Genomic DNA, 21,754 nt, shown 5'->3' on the forward strand with positions numbered 1-21,754 from the left:
TCCATGGCGTTTGCCGCCGAACCCGAGGGGCCGGTTGACCGGTCCAGCACTCAACCCCTGCACGTCCAGGTGGCTCAGGCCTTGCGCCGCGACATCCGCGAACTGCAGTGGGCGCCGGGCACCGTCCTGCCCAGCGAGGCGGCATTGTGCAGGCAATTCGGGGTGGCGCGCAGCGTAGTCCGGCAGGCGCTCGCGGCGCTGGTGGCCGAAGGCCTGATCCACCGCGAGCCCGGCCGCGCACCCACGGTGGCCCCGGCACGCGAGCACCACCGCATGGTGCAGCGTTCCACAGGGCTGTTTGAGCAGTTCGCCCACACAGGCACCACGCTTCTCACACGCGTGCTGCGTTTCGAACCGGCCGAGCCGCCTGCCGAGGTCGCGGCATTCTTCAATACCCCCGAGACTCTGGTGCTCGAGCGGCTGCGGCGCGTCGACGATGAGCCTCTGGCGTTCGTGCGCACATGGCTGCCGCGCGCCCGCCTGCCGGGGCTGTCCGCCGGGCACCTGCAGGATGCATCGCTGCATCGTACGCTGGCGCTGCGGTACGGCCTGCATCCCGGCCGCGGCCGCAACCGCATACGCGCCGTGGCGGCCGATGCCGCCCTTGCGGCCGAATTGCAGGTGCCCGCCGGCAGCCCGCTGTTGATGCTGGAAGGGCAGGGGTACGACCAGCACGGCCAGCCCCTCGAGTGGTTTACTACCTGGCATCGCGCCGAAAAACTGGTGTTCGATGTCGACGTGGGCCCGGCCGGCGAACAGATCCATGCCGCGCTTCCCGGGGCGTCCGGCGGCAATGCGGCGGGCGATGCCGCGGCGCAGAGTCCACAGGGGCTCGAATCGCTCGAGGCCAACCTGCGCTCGGCGCTGGATACGGTACGCAGGCTGCGCGCCCAGACGGCCGGGGGCTGATGCGCCGACGCGCAGTGGTATGCTTTGCGACCACATGTCCGACTGCCATCTGCCGCCATGACCGCACGCATTGCCAGCCTGCACATCTACCCCATCAAATCGTGCGCCGCCATTGATCTGGCCGAATCTCCGATCGACCGCGCCGGCCTGGCCGGCGACCGGCGCTGGATGATTCTGACCGCGCAGGGGCAATTCATGACGCAGCGCCAATGGCCGGCCATGGCCCTGATCCGGCCTGCCATCACCGCCGACAGTCTTGAACTGCGCGCGCCCGGCATGCCGGCGCTCAGTATTGCGCTCGACGGCTCGCAACTGGGCGAGGCCGTGCGTCCCGTCACGGTCTGGAAAGACACCGTCCCGGCGCGCCAGGAAAGCCCCCAGGCGGCGGCGTGGCTCAGCGAGGTGCTGGGCCAGAACTGCATACTGGTGAAGATCGACGCGCAGGCCCAGCGGCCCGCACGCGCCGAATGGGTCGACCGCTGGCGGGCCGCGCATCCGGACCTCGCGGCCGCCTTTGACGGAGACCACGATTTCGGGTTTGCCGACGGCTTCCCGCTGCTGATCGCCAACCAGGCTTCGCTCGATGAGCTGAATCAACGGCTGGCGGCCCAGGGGCATCCCGCCGTGCCCATGAACCGCTTCCGGCCCAATATCGTGATTCAGGGCGGATGGGAAGCCTACGACGAAGACCACACCGCCCTGGTGTCGGCCAACGGCGTCGACATGGCGCTGGTCAAGCCGTGCACGCGTTGCCCCATGCCCAATATCGACCAGCAGACTGCTCAGCGCTACGACGAACCCGGGCGCACGCTGGCCACATACCGCAAGTTCGACATCGGTGTCGTGTTCGGGCAGAACGCCATCGTCAGCGCAGCGCCGGGCGCCCGCCTGCGGGTAGGCGACCCGGTCGAGATCGAACTGGATTTCTAGCGCTGACGCGCGGGCGTCCTGCTCAGGTCGAGAGCTTCAGCCCCACCAGGCCGGCTGCAATCAGCAGCACGCTGACCACCCGCATGGTCGACACGGCTTCGCCGAACAGCACGATGCCCGAGATGAATGCCCCCAGCGCGCCTATCCCCACCCATACCGCGTACGCCGTGCCCAGGGGCAGGCTCTTCATCGCGACGGACAACAGCCAGACGCTGACCACCATGCTGACGAGTGTGATGGCCGAAGGAATCAGGCGGGTGAATCCATGCGTGTATTTCAGGCCGACCGCCCACACTACTTCAAACAGCCCCGCCAAAACGAGAATGACCCAGGTCATGCTTAACCCCATTTGAAAGCTGCCGGCTGGCGCCGGCGGTGGGGTCGTCCCCGGGAAAGATGCCGCCAGCCGTGGCCGGGGGCGGCGCCGGGCCGTCCCGGCGCGCTAAAAATTATAGAATACCCAATTGACCGCCGGTTGCGGGCAGGCGCGCCCGCGCCCGAATGCAACGCCGGGCGCCGCGCATTGGATTTTTACAGATGGTCCCCATGAGTTTCCAGGTCACCGTACAACCCAGCCAGCATCAGTTTTCCGCCGAGCCCGGCCAGACCGTGCTCGATGCCGCCCTGGCCGCCGGGATCGTGCTGCCCTACAGCTGCCGCAACGGCGCTTGTTCGACCTGCAAGGGCAAGGTTATTTCGGGCCAGGCCGATGCGGGCGAGTATCCCGCGCAGATTCTGTCGCCCGAAGAACTGGCGCAGGGCTACACCTTGTTTTGCCAGGCCCGGCCGCAGTCGGACCTGGTCATCGAATCCACGGAAGTCCGGCTGGCCAGCGACATCCAGATCCGCAAACTGCCGGCGCGCGTGCAGGCCATGGAACTGGCCGCGCCCGATGTCACCGTGCTGCGCCTGCAACTGCCGGCGGCCGAACCATTCCGTTATTACGCCGGGCAGTACATCGAGGTCATTCTCAAAGACGGCAAGCGCCGCAGCTATTCCATGGCCAGCCCGCCGCACGCAGGCAGTCCGATCGAACTGCACCTGCGCCACATGCCGGGGGGCGTCTTCACCGACCACGTGTTCGGCGCCGGCGACACCCAGATGAAGGTACGGGAAATCCTGCGTCTGGAAGGCCCGTTCGGTTCTTTCTTCCTGCGCGAAGACAGCGACAAGCCCATTATCCTGCTGGCCAGCGGCACCGGCTTTGCGCCCGTGAAGGCGATTGTCGAGCACATGGCTCACCATGGCATACGTCGTCCCGTGGCGCTGTACTGGGGCGGGCGCCGCCCGCGCGACCTGTACATGCACGAGCTGGCGCAGTCCTGGGCCCGGACACTGCCCGATTTTCAATATGTGCCAGTGGTGTCCGATGGTCTTCCGGAAGACGGCTGGACGGGCCGCACCGGCTTCGTGCACCAGGCCGTGCTGCAGGATCATCCCGATCTGTCCGGATACCAGGTATATGCGTGCGGCGCGCCGGTCATGGTCGATGCCGCGCGGCGCGAATTTTCCGCCCAATGCGGCCTACCGGAAGACGAGTTCTACGCCGATGCATTTACGTCCGAGGCCGACCTGGCCCGCGCCGGCTGAAGCCGACGGCGCAGGCCGGTCGGAAACGTCCGGCTGCAACTGGATACGCCCCCTTTGTTTATGTTGTAGGCGGGGGCGTACCGACGCAGTACACTGCCGCACCGGCATTCCTACAGGATCGAGCCGTGGCCGCAGGGAGATCGTCTCTTTGCGGCGCGCGGGGCAAGGAGCAAGTCGCGCATGAAAGTAGCGGTATTGGGTAGCGGCATCATCGGCATTTCCAGCGCATGGTGGCTGCGCCAGGCGGGTCACGACGTCGTGGTCGTTGAACGCCGCAGCGGCCCCGCCCAGGAAACCAGCCTGGCCAACGGAGGCCAGATTTCCGTGTCCTATGCCGAACCCTGGGCCAATCCGCAGGCGCCACTGAAGCTCCTCAAGTGGCTGTTCCAGGACGACGCACCCCTGCTGTTCCGTCCGCAACTGGATTGGCGCCAATGGATGTGGGGCCTGGCGTTTCTGCGTGAATGCATGCCGGGCCGGCTCGCGCCCAACATCCGGGCGATGGTCCGGCTTGCCGAATACAGCCGCGCCACGCTTCAGGCCATGCGTGCCGAACTGGCCATTCCGTACGATCACCTCGAACGCGGCATTCTCAATTTCTACCGCGACCCCCACGAGTTCGAAATTTCGCAGAAAGCCGCCGGCCTGATGCGCGATTTCGGCGTCGAGCGCCGCGTCGTCACGGCCGACGAAGTGGTTGCCATCGAACCGGCGCTGGCGGCTCACCGGGCCACCATCGTCGGCGGCGACTACACCCCCGAAGACGAAAGCGGCGACGTGCATCTGTTTACGGCCGGCCTGGCGCAGCGATGCGAGGCTGCCGGCGTCGAGTTCCGCTACGGCACCAGCGTCACGCGCCTGGTGACCGGGGGCGGCCAGGTCGAGGCCATCGAAGTCATTCAGCCCGACGGCAGCTACGGCCGCATCGCGGCCGACGCCTACGTGGTGGCGCTGGGCAGTTTCAGCCCCAGGCTGGTCAGGCCCCTGGGCGTGCCATGCAATGTATACCCGGCCAAGGGTTACTCGGCCACTTTCGATATCCGCGATCCGGCGCGCGCGCCGGTGGTCAGCCTTACCGACAGCAGTCACAAGGTCGTGTTCACGCGCCTGGGCAACCGCCTGCGCATGGCCGGCACGGCAGAACTGTCGGGCTATTCGCGCGAATTGAACACCGGCCGTTGCCAGGCCATGGCGCGCCTGGCGCGCGAACTGTTTCCCGACGCGCTCGACTTCGAGAGCGTCAGCTATTGGTCGGGCCTGCGCCCGTCCACTCCTTCGAACGTGCCCCTGGTCGGCCGCACCCGCATCCCCAACCTGTACCTGAATACAGGCCACGGTACGCTGGGCTGGACCATGGGCGTCGGTTCGGGCCGGGCGCTGGCCGATCTGCTCAGCGGACGCCGGCCCGAGCCCGAATTTCCTTTTCTTGGTTCGTAACCTATGAAGACATTGCAACTGGCGGGCCTGGCCCGCGCACTGGTGGCCAGTCGGCGTACCTGGGTATTCGGCGCGGCGCTGGCCGTCGCGGGCGCAGCGCACGGCGCCGACGTCGAGATCGAGGTCTGGCACACGCTGTCCGGCCCCAACAAGGCCGAGTTCGAAAAGCTTGCCAAGAAATACAACAAAGAACAAAAAGAAGTCAGCGTCGAATTGCGCGACTTCCCCACCGAACAGGCGCTGCAGCAAGCGGCGGCCGATGCGCTGAAGAAAAAGAAGGGGCCCAACCTGATTCAGCTGTCCGATAACCGTTCACCCGAAGTGGTATCGGACCACAAGGCCATCCTGCCGCTGCATCAGTTGCTGGCGCGCTACCCCATCAAAGACCTCAACTGGTTCCTGCCGTCTACGTCGAGCTTCACGCGGGATGCCAAGGGGCGCTTGCTGGCCTTTCCCTGGATGGCCGAAGTGCCCATGATGTTCTACAACCTGTCGTACTACAAAAAGGCGGGGCTCGACCCCAACCGCCCGCCGCGCACCTGGGCCGACTTGCAGGGCGACCTTCTCAAGCTGCGCGACGTGGCCAATATCGAATGCCCGTATGCATCCAGCAACCAGGTCAAGGTGCACCTGGAAAACCTCGCGCCGGTGAACAAGCAGGCGTTCACCAGCAACGACAACGGCCTGGCCTCCTCCAAGGCTGCTCCCACGCTGCGTTTCGACACCTTGTACATGCGCCATGTGTCGCTCATGGTCAGCTGGAAGCGATCGCTGCTCTTCACGGCCCATTCCGACGATAACGAAAGCGACAAGCTGTTCGCCAAGGGCGAATGCGCCGTGCTGACGTCGGGATCGGGCGCCGCAGGCCTGTTCATGAATACGCGTTCGCTGTCCTTCGGCGTTGCACCGTTGCCGTATTACGACCAGGTCACCAAAGAAGCCGGCGCGCCGTTCATCAGCGGTTCGGCACTGTGGGCGATCGAAGGCCATTCGCAGGCCCAGGAAAAGGCCACGGCCCAATTCCTGGCATGGCTCGCCAAGCCGGTCATCGCCGCCGAATGGCATCAGCGCACAGGCTATCTGCCGCTGACCGACGCGGCCTTCCGCGCCGCCGATGTGTCGTTCTACAACAAGGTGCCGGGCGCGCAGGCCATCGTGCAATCCATGGTCGGGAAAGCGCCCCAGACCAGCCGCGGCTTCCGCATGGCCAATTACGACCGCGTCGAAGTCGTGCTCAACCAGGAACTGAACGAAGCCCTCGAAGGCAAGACCCCGCCTGTGGCGGCATTGAACCGCGCCGCCGATCAGGCGCGCAAGCTGGCGCAGCAGCGCTAGCCGGCGGCGGGCCGGGCGGCCGCGTCCGCCACGGTCCGTCGTACGCATGCAACCGGCCTGCAGGGCCGGTTTTTTTTGGGGGGGCTGCAATGGTTCCTGCGTGTCGAGTGAGCAAAAAGCTCCGTTCGTATATGTCTGTCTAGGCGCCTTCTGCAAGGCGCGCCACCATGCCGTCTACGCGCTCCAACCCGAAGCGCGATTCCGATCAGGACGAGCATGGTTCGACTCTTTCTACTGGGCGTGCTGCCGCTGGGGCTGGCGGCTTGCGCGCAATGGTCCGGCCCGCCGGCCTGGCGCAGTGACGCGCCGGCAGCGCACTATGACTTCGACTGGCAATTGTCGGGCGATCCTGCCGTCGCGCCGCTTCAGGTCTTCAGCGGCGCCGGGCATACCTGGCTGCAATACGCGCCGGGGCGCACGCCGCCGGCCGTGTTTGCGCAGACGCCAGCCGGGCTCAAACCTTTACCGCACGTGCGCCGCGACCCCTACATTGTTGTCGAGGGCATCTGGCCCGCGCTGGTGCTTCAGGGCGGACAGCATGCGGCAAGAGTCGAGCGGCGGCAATCCTCGGGCATTCCGGGGCCGCGCCCCGCGCCGCCAGGCCTGCCGGATCCCGATCCGCCTGCCAGCGCATCCGTCGATGAGGCCCCCGCGCCGACACGGCTTGCGTCCGAGGCAGCGAAAATCCGCGCCGCATCGTCCGTGCCGCCCGCCGACACGCGGCCTTCTGACCCACCGCCCGCTGACGCTGCGTCGCCTGAAGCGTCGTTGGCACAGTCCTTTCACGCCGGCCCATCCGACACCACGCTCAGGGCTGTGTTGGCCCGCTGGGCAGCCCATTCCGGCTGGACGTTCGAGCCCCAGCACTGGTCGGTCGATGTCGATATACCCCTGGCGGGCCACGCGACCTTCGCCGCCGATTTCAAGACCGCCGTGCGTCAGTTGCTGGCTTCTACCGAACTGGGCGAGCGGCCCGTTCAACCGTGTTTCTACACAAACAAGGTGTTGCGCGTCGTGCCGTTCACACAGGCATGCGACCGCTCCGCCGCGTCGGAGGCCCGCCCATGATTTTGCGCTTTTTGCCTTGCAGCCTTGCATTATTGACATTGGGCGGATGCGCCGCCCAACAGTCCTTGCAGGCTCTGCGCGACGCGATTGCCGGCGCGCATACGCAGCTCGAGTCCGGCCAACGCCAGTTCGCCGCAGCGGCATCCGACCGCGCCGCGCGCATCGCCGCGCAAGATGTCGATAAACCCTGGCTGGCGGGCCGCCCACAGCCGTTGGCGCGCGATGCCGTACTGCCGCCGGCCTTGCGGGGCGAAATCGACACGACCTTGCTGTTCGCCGGCAAACTCGACCTGCCTGCGCTGGCCGAGCGCCTGACGCGCACGACCGGCATTGCGGTACGCGTCGCGCCCGATGCGTTACTGCCGCAGTCGCTGTTCCTGCCCAGGCTCGGCAATGCCGTGCCCGCCGATCTGGCCACCACGCTGCGGGTGCCGGTGCAGGCGGGGCCCCGGCCGCTGCCCGATACGCTGGACATGCTCGCTGCGAGCTTCGGCGTGAACTGGCGCTACCATCGTCACGCCATCGAGTTCTATCGCATGCAGACGCGCGTGTTCGATGTGCGCGCACTGACACTTTCCAGCCGCGCCGACGCGCGCCTGGGACGCTCGGGCTCGGCCGAAGCAGGCGGCTTTGACAATACATCCAGTACCGCGCTGTCGTCGGGCGACCAGCATGCCCTGCAAGCCGTCCGGGCTCGCATTCTTCCTTTCCTGACACAGGCCGGCACCGTCGCAGAGCTCGACGGCGGGGGCAGCACGCTGGTCATTACCGACACGCCCGAAGTCCTCGATCGCATCGCCCAGTTCATCGACGGAGAGAATCAGGCCCTGACCCGGCGAGTGCGCCTGCTGTTCGAAGAACTCACCGTGGTGGCCAACGACGGCGCCGAAGGCGGTGTCGACTGGAAAGCCGTCTACGAAAGCGCGCGAACGGCCGTCACCGCCACGATTCCTGCCGTGGCAGGCAGTACCGCGGCGGCCCTGGGGGCTACGGTCGAGTCAGGCGGCTTTCAGCGCTCGCAGGCCATTGTTTCCGCGCTCAGCCAGTCTGGCGCTGTCCTGCGTCATAGCAGCGTACCGGTGCTGACGCTGAACCGTCGCCCGGTCACGCATGCGGTGCGCACCACATTCTCGTATATCGACCAGGTGCAGAGCATGGCCGTCGCCGGGGTCGACGCATCACTCGGGGGCGTTGCGCTGCCTTCGGTGTCCATCAGCCAGAAGCAGGAAACGGTCGGCACCTTCCTGACGCTCGTGCCCGACGCGCAGGCCGACGGACGCATTCTCCTGTCGATCGCATATGACAACACGGTGGCCCAGCCGATCAAGAGCGTCACGTTCGGTGAGCGCGGCAACCAGATCCAGATCCAGCAAGTCACCATCGATGGCAACGGCACGGTGCAGCAGGTGGCGCTCAGTCCCGGCGAGCCCGTGATCCTGTCAGGCTTCGACCGCCGCCAGGACGAGTACGACCGGCGCCGCCTGACTCCCGACGCACCCCTGTTGGCCGGCGGGCAAGACCGCGTCTCGCGCGACCGGCTCACCACCATCGTCATCGTCACGGCGATGGTAGAGGAGGGCATCTGAATGGCTGCCATACCGGCTCCCGGCCAGCTGCTGCTGATAGATACCCCGGACGGCTCGGCCAGCCTGGCGTTCGGCCTGTCTTGGTTCGCCGTGGTGGGCAGCCACGCCCGGAGCATGGCGCGTTCCCGCGCCAGGCGCATGCGCGCCACGCACTTCGTTACGGGCGGACAGGGGGCCATGGCCGGCGGGTGCGCGCGGCTGGCTGCGCATCAGCAGCGTCGTCCGGTGCACGCAGCGGCCCAGGCGTTCGCGCAGCTGTATCCGGAAGGCGCTGTCGCGTGTGTAGTTCCATTGCCGGACGGCCAATGCTGGCTGGCAGCGTCGCAGGACGGCGCCGTGGCGGCACGGGGCGACACGCTCTATGCCGATGCGCATCAGGCGTCGATGGCGCTGCAAGCGTTGGCCGACCAGTACCCCTCCTTGCGGCGGCAGGACGGCGCCCTGTCGCTGCGGGCCATGCAGGCGGCCCTTGGCCCCGCCACGTTGATGCAGCCAGTAGGCAATCGCTGGTCATGGCTGCCGCTGCCGGTGCGAGTGTTCCTGTGCACGCTGGCGTTCGCCGCGTCGATTCCGTTGATCCGCCAGCTGTGGCCGGTGCCGCCGCCGGCGCCGGCGCAGGCCATGCCGGCCAGCGCAGAAGACGCGTGGCGCCAGGCGGTCGACGGGTTTCTCAGGAAGCAGCGCGTACACCCCTTGCCCGAGCTTGCGCGCGTACTGGGTTCGCTGCATCGGCTGCCGCTGAACGTGCAAGGTTGGCTGCTGCGCGAAGCACGCTGCCAACCGGGGCAGGGGGCCTGGAGGTGCAGGGCGGCCTATGCGCGCGTGCAGGCCGATGCCACCAACCTGGCATTTTTGCAGTCTTTGCCCCCGCACTGGCAGTTCCGGCTTCACCCGCTCGATGACGCCGAGCTGGTGTGGACGGTGCCCGGCAACGATACCTCGCTCGAGCGGGTCGACGTGCCCACGTCCGCCCACGTCGACCGCGTGCTGGCCAGCGCGTTGCAGCAGGCGCGCCCGGCCTTCCAGCAGATGAAGCTGGGCCCGTCCATGGCCGTGCCTATCACCGCGCCGCGCGATTCCGCCGGGCAGGCCTTCGCAGCGCCAGTGCCACTGCCGGCGCTGCGCCAGCGTTCCGTGGCGCTGTACGGGCCGCTGCGCTCTGTCGCGGTGCTGGCGGGGCAGCAGTCGCTGGCCGTGGCGTGGTCCTCGCTGGTACTGCGGTTGGCGCAGGGGCGTGAACCCGGCACGGCGGTCAGCGCCCTTACAGCCGAGCTTCAAGGAGTTCTCTATGAAAACGATGCACAGCCATAGCCTCACAGACCTGCATGCGCTTCGTGTCCACAGGTTCGCAGCACTGCTTGCGAGCGTGATAACGGCCTGCGGCCTGGCCACGTCCGGACGCGCGAGCCCGGCCGCCACTGCGTCCGGGCCTGTGGACGACGCTGGCGGATATGCCGCTGCCGAAGATCAGGGCTGGCCAGAAGGGGATACGGTACGCGAGCTGCTGCACATCGACGCGCAGGCGGCACGCGCCGCGTCCGGGCTGCCCCGGCGGGCCTCGGATTGGCTGCGCCAGCCGGATGCGCCGCAAGCGGCCTTGCGGCCAGCCGGGCATGACGCCGCATCACACGAAGGCCCCGACCGCATTCGGGTGCTTGCCATCTACGGCGTCGGCAAAGCACTGCGTGCCCATGTGTCGGTCAACGGCACGGTGTTGCTCTACCGGGCGGGCCGTCCCGCTCCGATGGGCGGCAATGCCGGCGATTCGAATCCCTACACGCTGCAGGCCATCGATACCCCTTGCGTGCGCCTGGGCCGGGCCGGCCGGTCATATACCGCTTGCCTGGCATCGGAAGAGCCCGGCCATGAATGACACGTCCACGCTTGCGCAGCCCGCTGCAGCGGGCGCCACGGCGCCCTGGCTGCATACGCATGACGATCTGGCCCGCCTGACGCCGGCGTTCGTGCGCCCCCTGGACGAAATCGATCTCGCACTGCTGGCCGGCAGGTTGTGTCCGGTCTTGCTCGAAGGGCAGCAGGTCGCCATCTTCGCGCTGCACGACTACGTGCATGGCGACGCCATTGCCGAAGTCGAGCGGCTGGTACGCGCCCGCGGGCATCGGCTGGCCGCGGTGCCGCGTTATGCGCTGCCGCCCGCATTGCTGCTGCCGGTGGCCCGGGGGCAGCTGACGGCGGCATCGCTGCGCGAAATTCGCGGCACGCCGGCTCATGCCCGACGATCGACCCTGGCCGCCATCTTTCTCGATATTGTGCGCTGGGGGCTGCAGCATCGTGCCAGCGACGTGCATATCAACGTCTGCCATCCTCCGGCGCGATCCGAAGTCCGGTACAGCATCGACGGCGCCTATGTGCTGCCCGGCTGCTTTCTCGACATGTCCGCGGCCACGCTGCTGGAAGTGCTGGCGGTGGCCTGGATGGATGTGCGTGGGGGCAATGGCGCGGTATTCGATCCCCTGGTCGAGCAGCAGGGGCGCATCGCGCTCGACGTCGACGGTCGTCCGGTCACCGTGCGCTGGGCTTCACTGGCGACCGATGCCGGCCCTTCGGTTTGCCTGCGGCTGCTGCGCCTGGACGCCGCCGAAGGCGGCTCCAGCCTGCAAGAGCTGGGCTATCTGCCGTCCCAGGTGGCCATGCTCGAGCGCGCTCGCGAGCAGGCCGGCGGGGCCATTGTGCTGGCCGGCATCGTCGGCTCGGGCAAGTCCACATCCATTGCCACACTGATGCGCGGCATCGCCGCGACGCGCAAGGTCATCACGCTGGAAGATCCGGTCGAATACCGCATCGTCAACGCGCTGCAGAACACCGTGGGGCGCCAGCTCGACGCGTCGGCGTCCCCCGTGTTCGACGCGAAGCTCAAGACGATCAAGCGGTCGGCCATGCACGACCTGCTCATCGGCGAAGTCCGCGACCGCGATACCGGCCGCGCCTTCACGGACCTTGCGGGTTCGGGCGTCAACATCTACACCACCACACATACAGGCGCGGCGCACATGATTCCCGAGCGCCTGGCTTCCGACTTCATCGGCATATCGCGCGATTTTCTTGCGACCCCTGGGGTGCTCAAGCTGCTTGTCTACCAGGCGCTCATGCCGCAGCTGTGTTCCTCGTGTGCGTTGCCGTTCAGCGCAGCGGCGCGGGGTGATTGCGGCTACGACTGGGGCAAGTGGGCGGCGGCCTTCGCCCGCGCTCACCAGCTCGAACCCGGATCTCTGCGCGCTCGCAACCCGCAGGGTTGTGCGGCTTGCAGGCGTGCAGGCCTGCCACAGTTAAACGGCCTGACGGGGCGCACCGTAGTGGCCGAGATGATCGAGCCGGGCCAGGATGACGGCTTGCTCATCCATGTGCGGCGCAGAGACAACCTTGGCCTGCTGCGTTATGTACGTTCGCGGCCGCGCACGCCCTTGCAACACGCTGACATGACAGGAAAGTCGGCGGCCGAGTGCGCGCTTTACAAGGTTGCGCTCGGGCTACTGGATCCGCGTCCGGTCGCATCGCACTTTCGTCTGCCGGGGGCTCCCACCGGCATGCGGGCCATGCCGCAAGCGGAGGCTCTTGATGCTTGATCGCCTGGCTGTGAGCTTTTCCGTCTGGGCGCGTCGCATTGGCGCGTGCTGGGACGCCGGCCGTTTCCAGGCCCGGCGCGCCGATTACTACGAATATCTGGCCGATCTCATCGTCAGCCTGGATGGGCGCAAGACGCTGCGTGACGTATTCGCTGATGACGCAAGGCGCTATGGCAGCCGCACGGTGCGAGGCCGACTGGCGCTGCATTGGCTGCATCGCTACCAAGAATCCGGCGGAGACCTCGCGGCGACGTTCTCACGCAGTATCCCCCATGACGAAGCGCAACTGATAGGCACGGCACAGCGGGCGGGTGGAGACGCATTGCCGCATGCGCTGCGCGGGCTGGCCGATGCGGTGCGTCTCGTCCAACAGGCGCGTCAGGTGCTGGCGGGCGCAACGGCCGCTGGCGTCGTGGCACTGGCAGTGGCCGTGGGCGTGCTGACGGCCGTTCCTTTTTTCACCGTGCCGCGCCTGCAGCAGGTCTTCCAGGCTGTACCCGCCGATTATTACGGCGGACTCACGCGCGGGTTGTTCGGCTTGGCCCGCGCGCTGCAGAGTTGGCTGCCTTTCTGGGCCGTACTGCTGGCCGGTGGCGCAGGCCTGGCGGTGTGGGCCGCGCCCATGGCCGTGGGGCCATGGCGCGTACGGCTTGACCGCTGGTTTCCCTGGCGGCTGTATCGCGATGCGCATGCGATCCGGTTCCTTGCCATGCTGGCAATCATGCTGCGGCAGCGCGGCAACCTGGATACTCGGCTGCGCGAGGCGCTCGCGGCGCTGGCTCGGCGCGCCCGGCCATGGCTGGCCTGGCATGTAAACGCAATGCTGTCGCGCGTCGAGCACGGCATTGTGGGGGCCGGTACGTTCGAAACAGGCCTGTTTGATCGCGAAACCGCCTGGTTCATGGGCGACGTCATTGCCGCGCGCGGGCTCGAAGCCGGCGTGGAGCAGGCACGCTTGCGGGCCGAGTCGCGGGCGCTGCGTCGCATACGGCGCGAAGCACAGGCATTGCGCTGGGGGCTTTTGCTGCTGTCGGTCGCCGCCGTGCTCGCGTTGACGCTATGGCACTACGCCGTCATCGACGAGCTGCGGCGCGCGCTGACCAATTTCTACGCCAGCCAGTAAATGGCGCGGCCTTTCCTGTTCTATCTCAACCGGAGTCATTCATGTCTCGTACATTTTCCGTTCCTGCCCGGCGCCGCCAGTCCGGCTTCTCACTGGTCGAGGTGTCCATCGTCACGGCCATCGTGCTGCTGATTGCCATCATCGGCATACCTGCCATCGGAGCCTACGTCATCGAGAACAAGGTGCCCAAGGTAGGCGAAGAGCTGCAGCGCTACGTGGCGCGCATCAAGACCAACGCGCAAGGCTCGGGCGCCGTTCCCTATGCCGATCTCGATACCGGGTCGCTGGCCAATGCGTTGCGCGATTCCAGCGTGGTGTCAGTTTCAGGCACGGGGGCGGCCGCCGTAGTTGCCCATGGGCTTGGCGGCAGCGGCACGGGCAGCAATGGTGTCATCAGCATCGCGCCTGCCTCGATCGCCGCGGCGGGCGCAGGGTCGGGTTTTTCCATCACCCTCACCAACGTCAACAACGCCGCATGTCCGGGACTGGCGTCGGTCATGCAGCGCATGTCTGACATCATCAGCATCGAGGGCCGAGGCGGCGCCGCAATCGTGAAAGACAATATCGCCGTGCCGCGAGTCCCGTACAGCGCCTCCGCCGCCGAGGCGCAGTGCGCCGAAGGCGACAGCAATACGTTTGTATTCACTGTGCGCTGAAGGGCGGTATATGGAAGCGGCTTTACTCCCAGCCCGGCGACGGGGCGCACGGCAGGCCCGCGCCGGGCAGTCAGGCTTTGCCTTGCTGGAACTGGCCATCGCGCTCGCCCTGGCCAGCATGGTCCTTATCTGGACGGCCAACCGGCTGGTGCATCAGGCCGATGATGCGGCCGGCCGCGCCACGGGTGTCTGGCTGCTGGAACTCAAGCGCGGCCTGGACAGGATGCTGGAGCGGCATTTCGACAGCCTCGCGGAAGGCACGCCGGCGCTCGGCGAAGACGGGTTGCCGCTGTACGGCGACCTGTTCGCCCCGCGCCTGTCCGAGCTCAAGGCCCAGGGGCACCTGCCGGCCGGATTTCCGGAAACCGGCGCCTTCGGACAGGACGTCGTCATTCGCGTCCTGCGCGACGGCCGCTGCCCGGGCGAGGCCTGCCGCATCGACGTGCTGGCGTATACCAGCCAGCCGTTGCTGGCCGCCGACGGGTTGCCCGACATGATGCGCCTGGGCGCGGCTGTCGAGGCCACGCACGGGTACGGGGGCTGGGCCGTCGAGTCGCGAATCAGGGGCGCCAACTTTGACTTTCCCAATCCGCCGGCTGCCGGCGCGCCCGCCGTGGCGCCGGGCACGCTGGCGGTCTGGACGGGATATGGCGCAAGCGACTACGACCTGTATGTGCGCAGGCATGATGTCCGCGACCCGGAACTGGAAGCGTCGCTTACGGTAGGCGGCAGCATATCGGCGCAGGGCGACTTGTCCGCCGGCGGCTATCTGTCTGTCGGAACTGCGGCCACCGCCGGCAGCACCTGCTCGGCGGCCCTGGCCGGGCTGTTCGCCCGCGGGGCCGATGGCGGCTTGCTCCAGTGCCGGGGCGGGCGCTGGAAAGCTCCGCCCGGCGCCGGCTTCGGCGGCGCCTATGCCGTCGCCGGGGCGGATGGCTGCGGAGCCTATTCCAGCGTCAATCCCATTACGGGCAAGTGCTCGTGTCCCAAGGGGTATACGCCGGTTCGCGTCTCGTCCGACCTGTGGGGGCCGGATGGCTTGCGCACCAACGCATACGTATGTGTCGGCGCGGGATAGCCGTCCGGGCAGGCCGGCAGGCGGCGGCTGTAGCGCCGGACTGCCGAGCCTCTATAATCAAAGATTCGCCTAAAACCCCGGTTCGTCCAGCATGAAATCCTCAGAGATTCGCCAGAAATTCCTGCAGTTCTTCCAGTCGAAGGGGCACACCATCGTTCCTTCGGCCTCGCTTGTGCCGGGCAACGACCCCACGCTGCTCTTTACCAACTCGGGCATGGTGCAATTCAAGGACGTATTCACCGGCAAAGAAGCCCGGTCATATACGCGCGCCACGTCATCGCAGCGCAGCGTGCGGGCAGGGGGCAAGCACAACGACCTGGAAAACGTCGGTTATACCGCCCGGCACCATACGTTCTTCGAAATGCTGGGCAACTTCAGCTTCGGCGATTACTTCAAGCGCGACGCCATCCAGTACGCCTGGGAACTGCTCACCACGGTATATAAGCTGCCCGCGGAAAAGCTCTGGGTGACCGTCTACCAGGAAGACGACGAAGCCTACGACATCTGGGCCAACGAAATCGGCGTGCCGCGCGAGCGCATCGTGCGCATTGGCGACAACAAGGGCGCACGCTATGCGTCCGACAACTTCTGGCAAATGGCCGACACCGGTCCGTGCGGCCCGTGCTCCGAAATTTTCTACGACCACGGCCCCGACGTGTGGGGCGGCCCTCCGGGTTCGCCCGAAGAAGACGGCGATCGCTACATCGAAATCTGGAACCTCGTTTTCATGCAGTTCGAGCGCGATGCCGCCGGCAACATGGAGCCGCTGCCCAAGCCCTGTGTCGACACCGGCATGGGCCTCGAGCGCATTGCCGCCGTGCTGCAGGGCGTGCATTCCAACTACGAAATCGACCTGTTCCAGAACCTGATCCGCGCGGCGGCGCGCGAAACCGGGGTCAGCGATCTGGAAGACAACTCCCTGAAGGTCATCGCCGACCACATCCGTGCGTGTTCCTTCCTGATCGTGGACGGTGTCATCCCCAGCAACGAAGGTCGCGGGTACGTATTGCGCCGCATTGTGCGCCGGGCGTTGCGCCACGGCTACAAGCTGGGCCAGACCAAGCCGTTCTTCTACAAGCTGGTGCCTGACCTCGTGGCCGAAATGGGGCAGGCCTATCCCGAGCTCGCGCAAGCCGCCGAGCGCGTCGCACAGGTGCTCAAGCAAGAAGAAGAGCGCTTCGGCGAAACGCTCGAGCATGGCATGAAGATCCTCGATGGTGCGTTGGCGGGCGTCCCCGCCGGCGGTCAGCTCGACGGCACTACCTTGTTCACGCTGTACGACACCTACGGCTTTCCCGTGGATCTCACAGCCGATATCTGCCGCGAACGCCAGGTTGACGTCGACATGGCGGGTTTCGACGCCGCCATGGCTCGCCAGCGTGAGCAGGCGCGTGCCGCCGGCAAGTTCAAGATGGCCGAAGGCCTCAGCTACGAGGGCGCCGACACGCGCTTCGAAGGCTACGAGAAGCTCGAGCTCGACGCCGTGAAGGTCGCCGCCTTGTATGTCGACGGCACGTCCGTGCAGCAGGTCCAGGCTGGCCAGAACGCCATCGTGGTGCTCGATGCCACGCCGTTCTACGCCGAATCGGGCGGGCAGGTCGGCGACACCGGCCTGCTCGAAGGCGGCGGCGCCCGCTTTGCGGTGGCCGATACGCAAAAGATACAGCCCGGCGTGTCCGGCCACCATGGCACCCTGGAGTCCGGCACGCTGTCGGTGGGCGACACCCTGGTGGCGCGCGTCGATGCCGTGCGCCGTGCGCGCACCGTGCGCAACCACTCGGCCACCCATCTCATGCACAAGGCGCTGCGCCAGGTGCTGGGCGCTCACGTACAGCAGCGCGGTTCGCTGGTCGATCCCGACAAGACCCGCTTCGACTTCGCCCATGACGCCCCGCTTTCGGCCGAGCAGATCGCGCAGGTCGAGGCCATCGTCAACGCCGAGATCCTGGCCAACCATCCCACCCAGGCACGCGTCATGGCTTACGACGACGCGGTCCAGGGCGGCGCCATGGCGCTGTTCGGCGAAAAATACGGCGACACCGTGCGGGTGCTCGACATCGGTTTCTCGCGCGAACTGTGTGGCGGCACGCACGTCGTCCGCACGGGCGACATCGGTCTGTTCAAGATCGTGGCCGAAGGCGGCGTGGCCGCCGGCGTGCGCCGTGTCGAAGCCATCACCGGCGACAACGCGCTCGCATGGGTGCAGAACAACAATGCCATCCTGTTGCGCGCTGCCGGCCTGCTGCGCAGTACGCCGGCCGACGTACCGGACCGCATCGTGCAAGTGCAGGAACAGTTGCGCGCGCTCGAAAAAGATCTCGAACAGGCCCGCAGCAAGCTGGCGGCCAGCGCGGGTAACGACCTCGCGGCCAAGGCCGCCGAGATCAAGGGGGTCAAGGTACTCTCGGCCAGCCTGGGCGATGTCGATCCCAAAGCCTTGCGCGGCATGGTCGACAACCTCAAAGACCGCCTCAAGCCGGCTGTCGTCCTGCTTGCCAGCGCCGGCGGCGAAGGCAAGATCAGCCTGGTGGCGGGGGTCACGGCCGACCTCACCGGCAAGGTGAAGGCGGGCGACCTGGTCGGCTTTGTCGCCAGCCAGGTTGGCGGCAAGGGCGGTGGCCGCCCCGACATGGCCATGGGCGGCGGCACGGACGCCCAAGCATTGCCGGCAGCAGTGGCCAGCGTGCAGGAGTGGGTCCATGAGCGCCTCTGAGTCCGTGGCCGACCTGCCGGCGTTCCAGCACGAAGTCGACGCCAGCGGGCTGACCTGCCCGCTGCCCATCCTGCGTGCCAAAAAGGCGCTGGCGCAGATGGAAAGCGGCCAGGTCCTGCGGGTCACCACTACCGACCCCAAGGCAGTGCGCGACTTCCAGGCCTTTGCGAAGCAAAGCGGCAACGCCCTGCTGGCGCAGCAGGAGTCCCCAGAGGCCGTATTGCACTTCCTCAGACGCCGATAGGTGGTTGCTGCCGCAGGGGTCGCCGCGGGTGTATGCTTGCGTCTGCAGCAACGAAAGAAGGCTTTCTTGCCAGGGCCTTCTTTTCAATGCTAGAATCTTCCGTTTTTCACAACTAATTCAAGGGATTACCTATGGTGGTGATTCGCATGGCCCGCGGTGGGTCGAAGAAGCGTCCGTTTTACAATTTGGTAGCCACCGATTCGCGCAACCGCCGCGATGGTCGTTTCATCGAACGCGTGGGTTTCTACAACCCGGTTGCCAGCGAAGGCACCGAAAACCTGCGTATCGCGATGGACCGCGTGCAACACTGGACCGACAACGGCGCGCTGCTGTCGCCCGCCGTCGAGCGCCTGGTCAAAGAATATTCGGCCAAGGTTTCCGCCGCCGCCTGATGGCGCGCCAGGCGTAACCCCACGCCGTATCGGCCGGCTGCATGCCTGATACTGCAACGTCAAGCGCGGTACCCGGCGACCTGGTCGAGCTGGGCCGCATCGTTGGGGCCTATGGCATCAAGGGCTGGGTCAAGGTGCAGCCGCATTCAGCCCAGTCTGATGTGCTGCTCCGGTCGTCTACCTGGTGGCTGACTCGCCTCGCTCCTGAATCGGCGCGAGGCGTTGTTGCGTCTGCGCCTGCTGCATACAAGGTGGAGCAGGCGCGCGCACATGGCGCTACCGTTGTCGCCCAACTGCAAGGCATCGCCGACCGCGACCAGGCCGAATCCTTGCGCGGATACGCGGTCAAGGTGTCGCGCAGCCTGTTCCCCGCTGCTGGCGAAGACGAATACTACTGGGTCGATCTCATCGGCTGCGCGTTCTATACCAATGCCGAAGGCGAGCCCGCACGCGTGGGCACGGTCGAAGAAGTCTTCGATAACGGCGCTCACGCCATCCTGCGCGTCTTGCTGCAGCGCGCGCCCGCGCCGGGCGGCGAGCCCGAGCCTCGTCTCGACGCCAAGGGGCGTCCACTCGAAATGCTGGTGCCTTTCGTCGGCGCGCATATCTTGTCGGTGGACCTCGCCACGCGCCGTATCGACAGCAACTGGCCCACGGAATTCTGATGCGTTTCGACGTCGTCACGCTCTTTCCGGACATGTTCGGAACCGTGCGCGACCTCGGCGTCACCGGCCGGGCACATGTGCAGGGCCTGTGGGCCCTGCACACCTGGAATCCCCGCGACTACACCCACGACGTGCATCGCACCGTCGACGACCGCCCCTACGGCGGCGGCCCTGGCATGGTCATGATGGCCGAGCCGCTCGAAGCCGCCGTAACGGCGGCGCAAGCGGCCCGCGCAGGCCAGGGCCTGGACAGGGCGCCCGTGGTGCTGCTGTCGCCCACCGGGCGGCGTTACGACCAGCAAGCCGCCCAATCCCTGGCGTCGGGTCAGGGTGCCGTGCTGATCTGCGGCCGCTACGAAGGTATCGACCAGCGCTTCATCGATCGGTGCGTCACGGACGAGATCTCGCTTGGCGACTTCGTCCTTTCAGGCGGCGAGATCGCGGCGCTGGCCGTCATGGATGCCGCCATCCGCTTGCTGCCGGGCGTCCTCAACGACGGCGACTCGGCGCTGCAGGATTCCTTCAACGACAACTTGTCGGGCCTGCTCGACAGTCCTCACTACACCCGCCCCGAAATCTACGACGGCCACGCGGTGCCCTCCGAACTGCTCAGTGGGCACCACGCCAACATCGCGCGCTGGCGGCGCGAGCAGTCGTTGCGCCTGACAGCCGCCCGCCGGCCCGAACTCATCGAGCGCGCTCGCCGTAATGGCTGGCTGAGCAAGGCCGACGAACGGTTCCTGGCCTCTCTGAATAGCGGGTAGATTTTCCGCCGGCCTTCCCTTGCCGGCGGGGCGCCGCCCGCAATATTGTTTCATTTCCGCTGCTAGGGAAGTCCCCATGGCCGGCCGCTGCGTGCCCTGCTAGCATTTTGAAAATTATTTCCCTGTGAAATTTTCATATGCCCAAGTTGGCCGCCAGCATGCCGGACCCGTCAGCCCCTGTGCCTGACGCGCCGCAGCCTGCGTCGGTTATCGATTTCTGGCTGGGCCAGCAGTTGCGCCAGCTGCGCAAGCAGCATGGCCTGTCGCTGGTACAGGTGGCCAAGGCCTGCGGCATGTCCGTGGGATTGCTCAGCCAGGTCGAGCGCGGGCTGAGTTCGCCGTCGGTCAAGCTGCTCAGTCTGTTGGCCGACCAGTTCGGCGTACCCGTAGATTCCTTGTTGCGCGGGGCCGATCTGGCCGATGGCGAAGCGGCGGGCCACGTGGCGCGAGCCGGCTCGCATCGGCGCATCGAATTGCACGACAAGGGCATCTGGAAAGAGATGTACACGCCGCCCACGGGCCGCTCGCTGGACCTATGCCGGGCGCGCATCGCGCCAGGTGGCTCGACCGGGGACGACCTGTTTTTCACCAGCATGGGCGAACAGATCGGCCTGGTGCTGCGAGGCACGCTTGAGCTCTGGCTCGAAGACCGGGCCTTGCTGCTGCACGCGGGCGACAGCTTCCGTTATGCCAGCCGCACGCCGCGGCGGTGGCGCAATCCCGGCCCGGAGGTGACGGACGTCATCTGGGCGATCAGCCGCATCGACCTCAAGGAGGACACTTCATAATCCGCGCGCGTGCGCCAGGCCCGGCGCACGCGCGGCGCGCTTTGACTTTCACAACAGCACCGTAGGGGAACACACATGAAACTGAAAATCCTGCTGGCCGCTCTGGCCGCCACCCTGGCTCTGGGCAGCGCAGCCCAGGCGCAAACCGTGCTCAAGGTCGGCTCTACGCCTACCGGCAGCCCATTCACCTTCCTGGACACCAAAACCAACACCATTGAAGGTGTCATGGTGGACATCATCCGTGCCGTGGGCAAAGAGGCCGGGTTCGAGGTGCAGATCGAGCCCATGGCGTTCTCGGCGCTGATCGGCTCGCTGACATCCAAGCGCATCGACCTGATCTCGGCGGCCATGTTCATTACCGAGCCCCGCAAGAAGGTTGTCAGTTTCTCCGAGCCTGTATACCGCTATGGCGAAGGGTTCATGGTGCCCAAGGACGACGACAAGGAATACAAGTCGTTCGCCGACATGAAAGGCATGACCGTAGGCGTGCAGGTGGGCACTGCGTTTGTCGAGCCCATCCAGAAAAGCGGTGTCTTCAAAGAGGTCAAGCTCTACGACAATCCGCCCGACATGATGCGCGATGCCAACGCGGGCCGCATACAGGGCGGTTTCATGGACTATCCCATCGCGGCCAGCATCATCGCCAAGGGCGCGTATCCCAACCTGAAGATGGCCAAGAGCTATGAGCCCACGGTCGTGGGCAGCCTGGGCATTGCCACGCGCCAGGACGACACTGAGCTGCTGGCGAAGATCAACAAGGCGCTCGAGAAACTGAAGTCCGACGGCACCATCGACGGCATCTTGAAAAAGTGGAACCTGGCGGATTGAACCCTCTACGCCAGCGCCCGCCGGCGGCCGTAACCGGCCGCCGGCTTGATTCAGGCTACCGAAT

The 21,754-nt window shown here is 66.5% G+C and carries 21 protein-coding genes; 20 read left to right on the plus strand and 1 reads right to left on the minus strand.

Translation table 11 applies throughout. The features are described 5' to 3' along the window. Positions 1-3: 3 nt before the first annotated feature. Complete coding sequence (locus tag CAL19_RS06120) at positions 4-909, plus strand: GntR family transcriptional regulator (protein WP_094796264.1); 906 nt, start codon at positions 4-6, stop codon at positions 907-909. A 57-nt stretch (positions 910-966) separates the two neighbouring features. Then, positions 967-1,839 (plus strand): MOSC domain-containing protein, encoded by an 873-nt coding sequence (locus CAL19_RS06125; RefSeq protein WP_094796265.1) that lies wholly within the window; start codon positions 967-969, stop codon positions 1,837-1,839. A gap of 22 nt (positions 1,840-1,861) precedes the next feature. On the opposite strand, the gene sugE is transcribed toward CAL19_RS06125, so the two are convergent. Beyond that, positions 1,862-2,176, minus strand: a complete 315-nt coding sequence (sugE, locus tag CAL19_RS06130) for a quaternary ammonium compound efflux SMR transporter SugE (protein ID WP_026638343.1) — start codon at positions 2,174-2,176, stop codon at positions 1,862-1,864. 209 nt (positions 2,177-2,385) lie between these two features. On the opposite strand from sugE, the gene CAL19_RS06135 reads away from it, so the two are divergent. The 18 genes from CAL19_RS06135 (at position 2,386) to CAL19_RS06220 (ending at position 21,690) form a co-directional block, all read left to right on the plus strand. Then, positions 2,386-3,429, plus strand: coding sequence for a CDP-6-deoxy-delta-3,4-glucoseen reductase (locus CAL19_RS06135; protein WP_026638342.1), 1,044 nt, complete (start codon positions 2,386-2,388; stop codon positions 3,427-3,429). 180 nt (positions 3,430-3,609) lie between these two features. Next, complete coding sequence (locus CAL19_RS06140; RefSeq protein WP_094796266.1) at positions 3,610-4,866, plus strand: D-amino acid dehydrogenase; 1,257 nt, start codon at positions 3,610-3,612, stop codon at positions 4,864-4,866. Between the two features lie 3 nt (positions 4,867-4,869). Further along, positions 4,870-6,201: an extracellular solute-binding protein gene (locus CAL19_RS06145; RefSeq protein WP_026638340.1), complete on the plus strand. Its 1,332-nt coding sequence runs from the start codon at positions 4,870-4,872 to the stop codon at positions 6,199-6,201. A 216-nt stretch (positions 6,202-6,417) separates the two neighbouring features. Next, a complete protein-coding gene (locus tag CAL19_RS06150; RefSeq protein WP_094796267.1) occupies positions 6,418-7,269 on the plus strand; it encodes a TcpQ domain-containing protein in 852 nt (283 codons plus the stop codon). Continuing rightward, entirely contained in the window at positions 7,266-8,855 is a 1,590-nt protein-coding gene (locus tag CAL19_RS06155; protein WP_094796268.1) for a hypothetical protein, read from the plus strand. Before CAL19_RS06150 ends, CAL19_RS06155 begins: the two co-directional genes overlap by 4 nt. Continuing rightward, on the plus strand, positions 8,856-10,166 hold the full coding sequence (locus CAL19_RS06160; protein WP_094796269.1) for a hypothetical protein: 1,311 nt from the start codon (positions 8,856-8,858) through the stop codon (positions 10,164-10,166). Beyond that, complete coding sequence (locus tag CAL19_RS06165; RefSeq protein WP_141214359.1) at positions 10,144-10,728, plus strand: hypothetical protein; 585 nt, start codon at positions 10,144-10,146, stop codon at positions 10,726-10,728. The genes CAL19_RS06160 and CAL19_RS06165 overlap by 23 nt, the downstream gene beginning before the upstream one ends. Then, complete coding sequence (locus CAL19_RS06170) at positions 10,721-12,439, plus strand: ATPase, T2SS/T4P/T4SS family (protein ID WP_094796271.1); 1,719 nt, start codon at positions 10,721-10,723, stop codon at positions 12,437-12,439. The genes CAL19_RS06165 and CAL19_RS06170 overlap by 8 nt, the downstream gene beginning before the upstream one ends. After that, the gene (locus CAL19_RS06175) at positions 12,432-13,562 is read left to right on the plus strand and encodes a general secretion pathway protein (RefSeq protein ID WP_094796272.1); all 1,131 of its coding nucleotides are present in this window, start codon (positions 12,432-12,434) and stop codon (positions 13,560-13,562) included. Before CAL19_RS06170 ends, CAL19_RS06175 begins: the two co-directional genes overlap by 8 nt. A 41-nt stretch (positions 13,563-13,603) precedes the next feature. Continuing rightward, entirely contained in the window at positions 13,604-14,218 is a 615-nt protein-coding gene (locus CAL19_RS06180; RefSeq protein ID WP_026638335.1) for a type 4 pilus major pilin, read from the plus strand. Between the two features lie 10 nt (positions 14,219-14,228). Continuing rightward, complete coding sequence (locus tag CAL19_RS06185; RefSeq protein ID WP_170941501.1) at positions 14,229-15,296, plus strand: prepilin; 1,068 nt, start codon at positions 14,229-14,231, stop codon at positions 15,294-15,296. Between the two features lie 91 nt (positions 15,297-15,387). Continuing rightward, the gene (gene alaS / locus CAL19_RS06190) at positions 15,388-18,009 is read left to right on the plus strand and encodes an alanine--tRNA ligase (RefSeq protein ID WP_094796274.1); all 2,622 of its coding nucleotides are present in this window, start codon (positions 15,388-15,390) and stop codon (positions 18,007-18,009) included. Beyond that, the gene (locus CAL19_RS06195) at positions 17,996-18,253 is read left to right on the plus strand and encodes a sulfurtransferase TusA family protein (protein ID WP_026638333.1); all 258 of its coding nucleotides are present in this window, start codon (positions 17,996-17,998) and stop codon (positions 18,251-18,253) included. The genes alaS and CAL19_RS06195 overlap by 14 nt, the downstream gene beginning before the upstream one ends. Before the next feature lie 131 nt (positions 18,254-18,384). After that, positions 18,385-18,645, plus strand: a complete 261-nt coding sequence (rpsP, locus tag CAL19_RS06200; protein ID WP_026638332.1) for a 30S ribosomal protein S16 — start codon at positions 18,385-18,387, stop codon at positions 18,643-18,645. 41 nt (positions 18,646-18,686) lie between these two features. After that, positions 18,687-19,310 (plus strand): ribosome maturation factor RimM, encoded by a 624-nt coding sequence (gene rimM, locus CAL19_RS06205; protein WP_094796275.1) that lies wholly within the window; start codon positions 18,687-18,689, stop codon positions 19,308-19,310. After that, positions 19,310-20,074, plus strand: coding sequence for a tRNA (guanosine(37)-N1)-methyltransferase TrmD (gene trmD, locus CAL19_RS06210; RefSeq protein WP_094796276.1), 765 nt, complete (start codon positions 19,310-19,312; stop codon positions 20,072-20,074). Before rimM ends, trmD begins: the two co-directional genes overlap by 1 nt. Before the next feature lie 137 nt (positions 20,075-20,211). Next, positions 20,212-20,862 (plus strand): helix-turn-helix domain-containing protein, encoded by a 651-nt coding sequence (locus tag CAL19_RS06215; RefSeq protein ID WP_094796277.1) that lies wholly within the window; start codon positions 20,212-20,214, stop codon positions 20,860-20,862. A 75-nt stretch (positions 20,863-20,937) separates the two neighbouring features. Continuing rightward, positions 20,938-21,690: an ABC transporter substrate-binding protein gene (locus CAL19_RS06220; protein ID WP_026638328.1), complete on the plus strand. Its 753-nt coding sequence runs from the start codon at positions 20,938-20,940 to the stop codon at positions 21,688-21,690. The last annotated feature ends 64 nt before the right edge of the window (positions 21,691-21,754 follow it).

This window comes from Bordetella genomosp. 7 (genome assembly GCF_002261265.1).
Taxonomy (GTDB): Bacteria; Pseudomonadota; Gammaproteobacteria; order Burkholderiales; family Burkholderiaceae_B; genus Bordetella_A.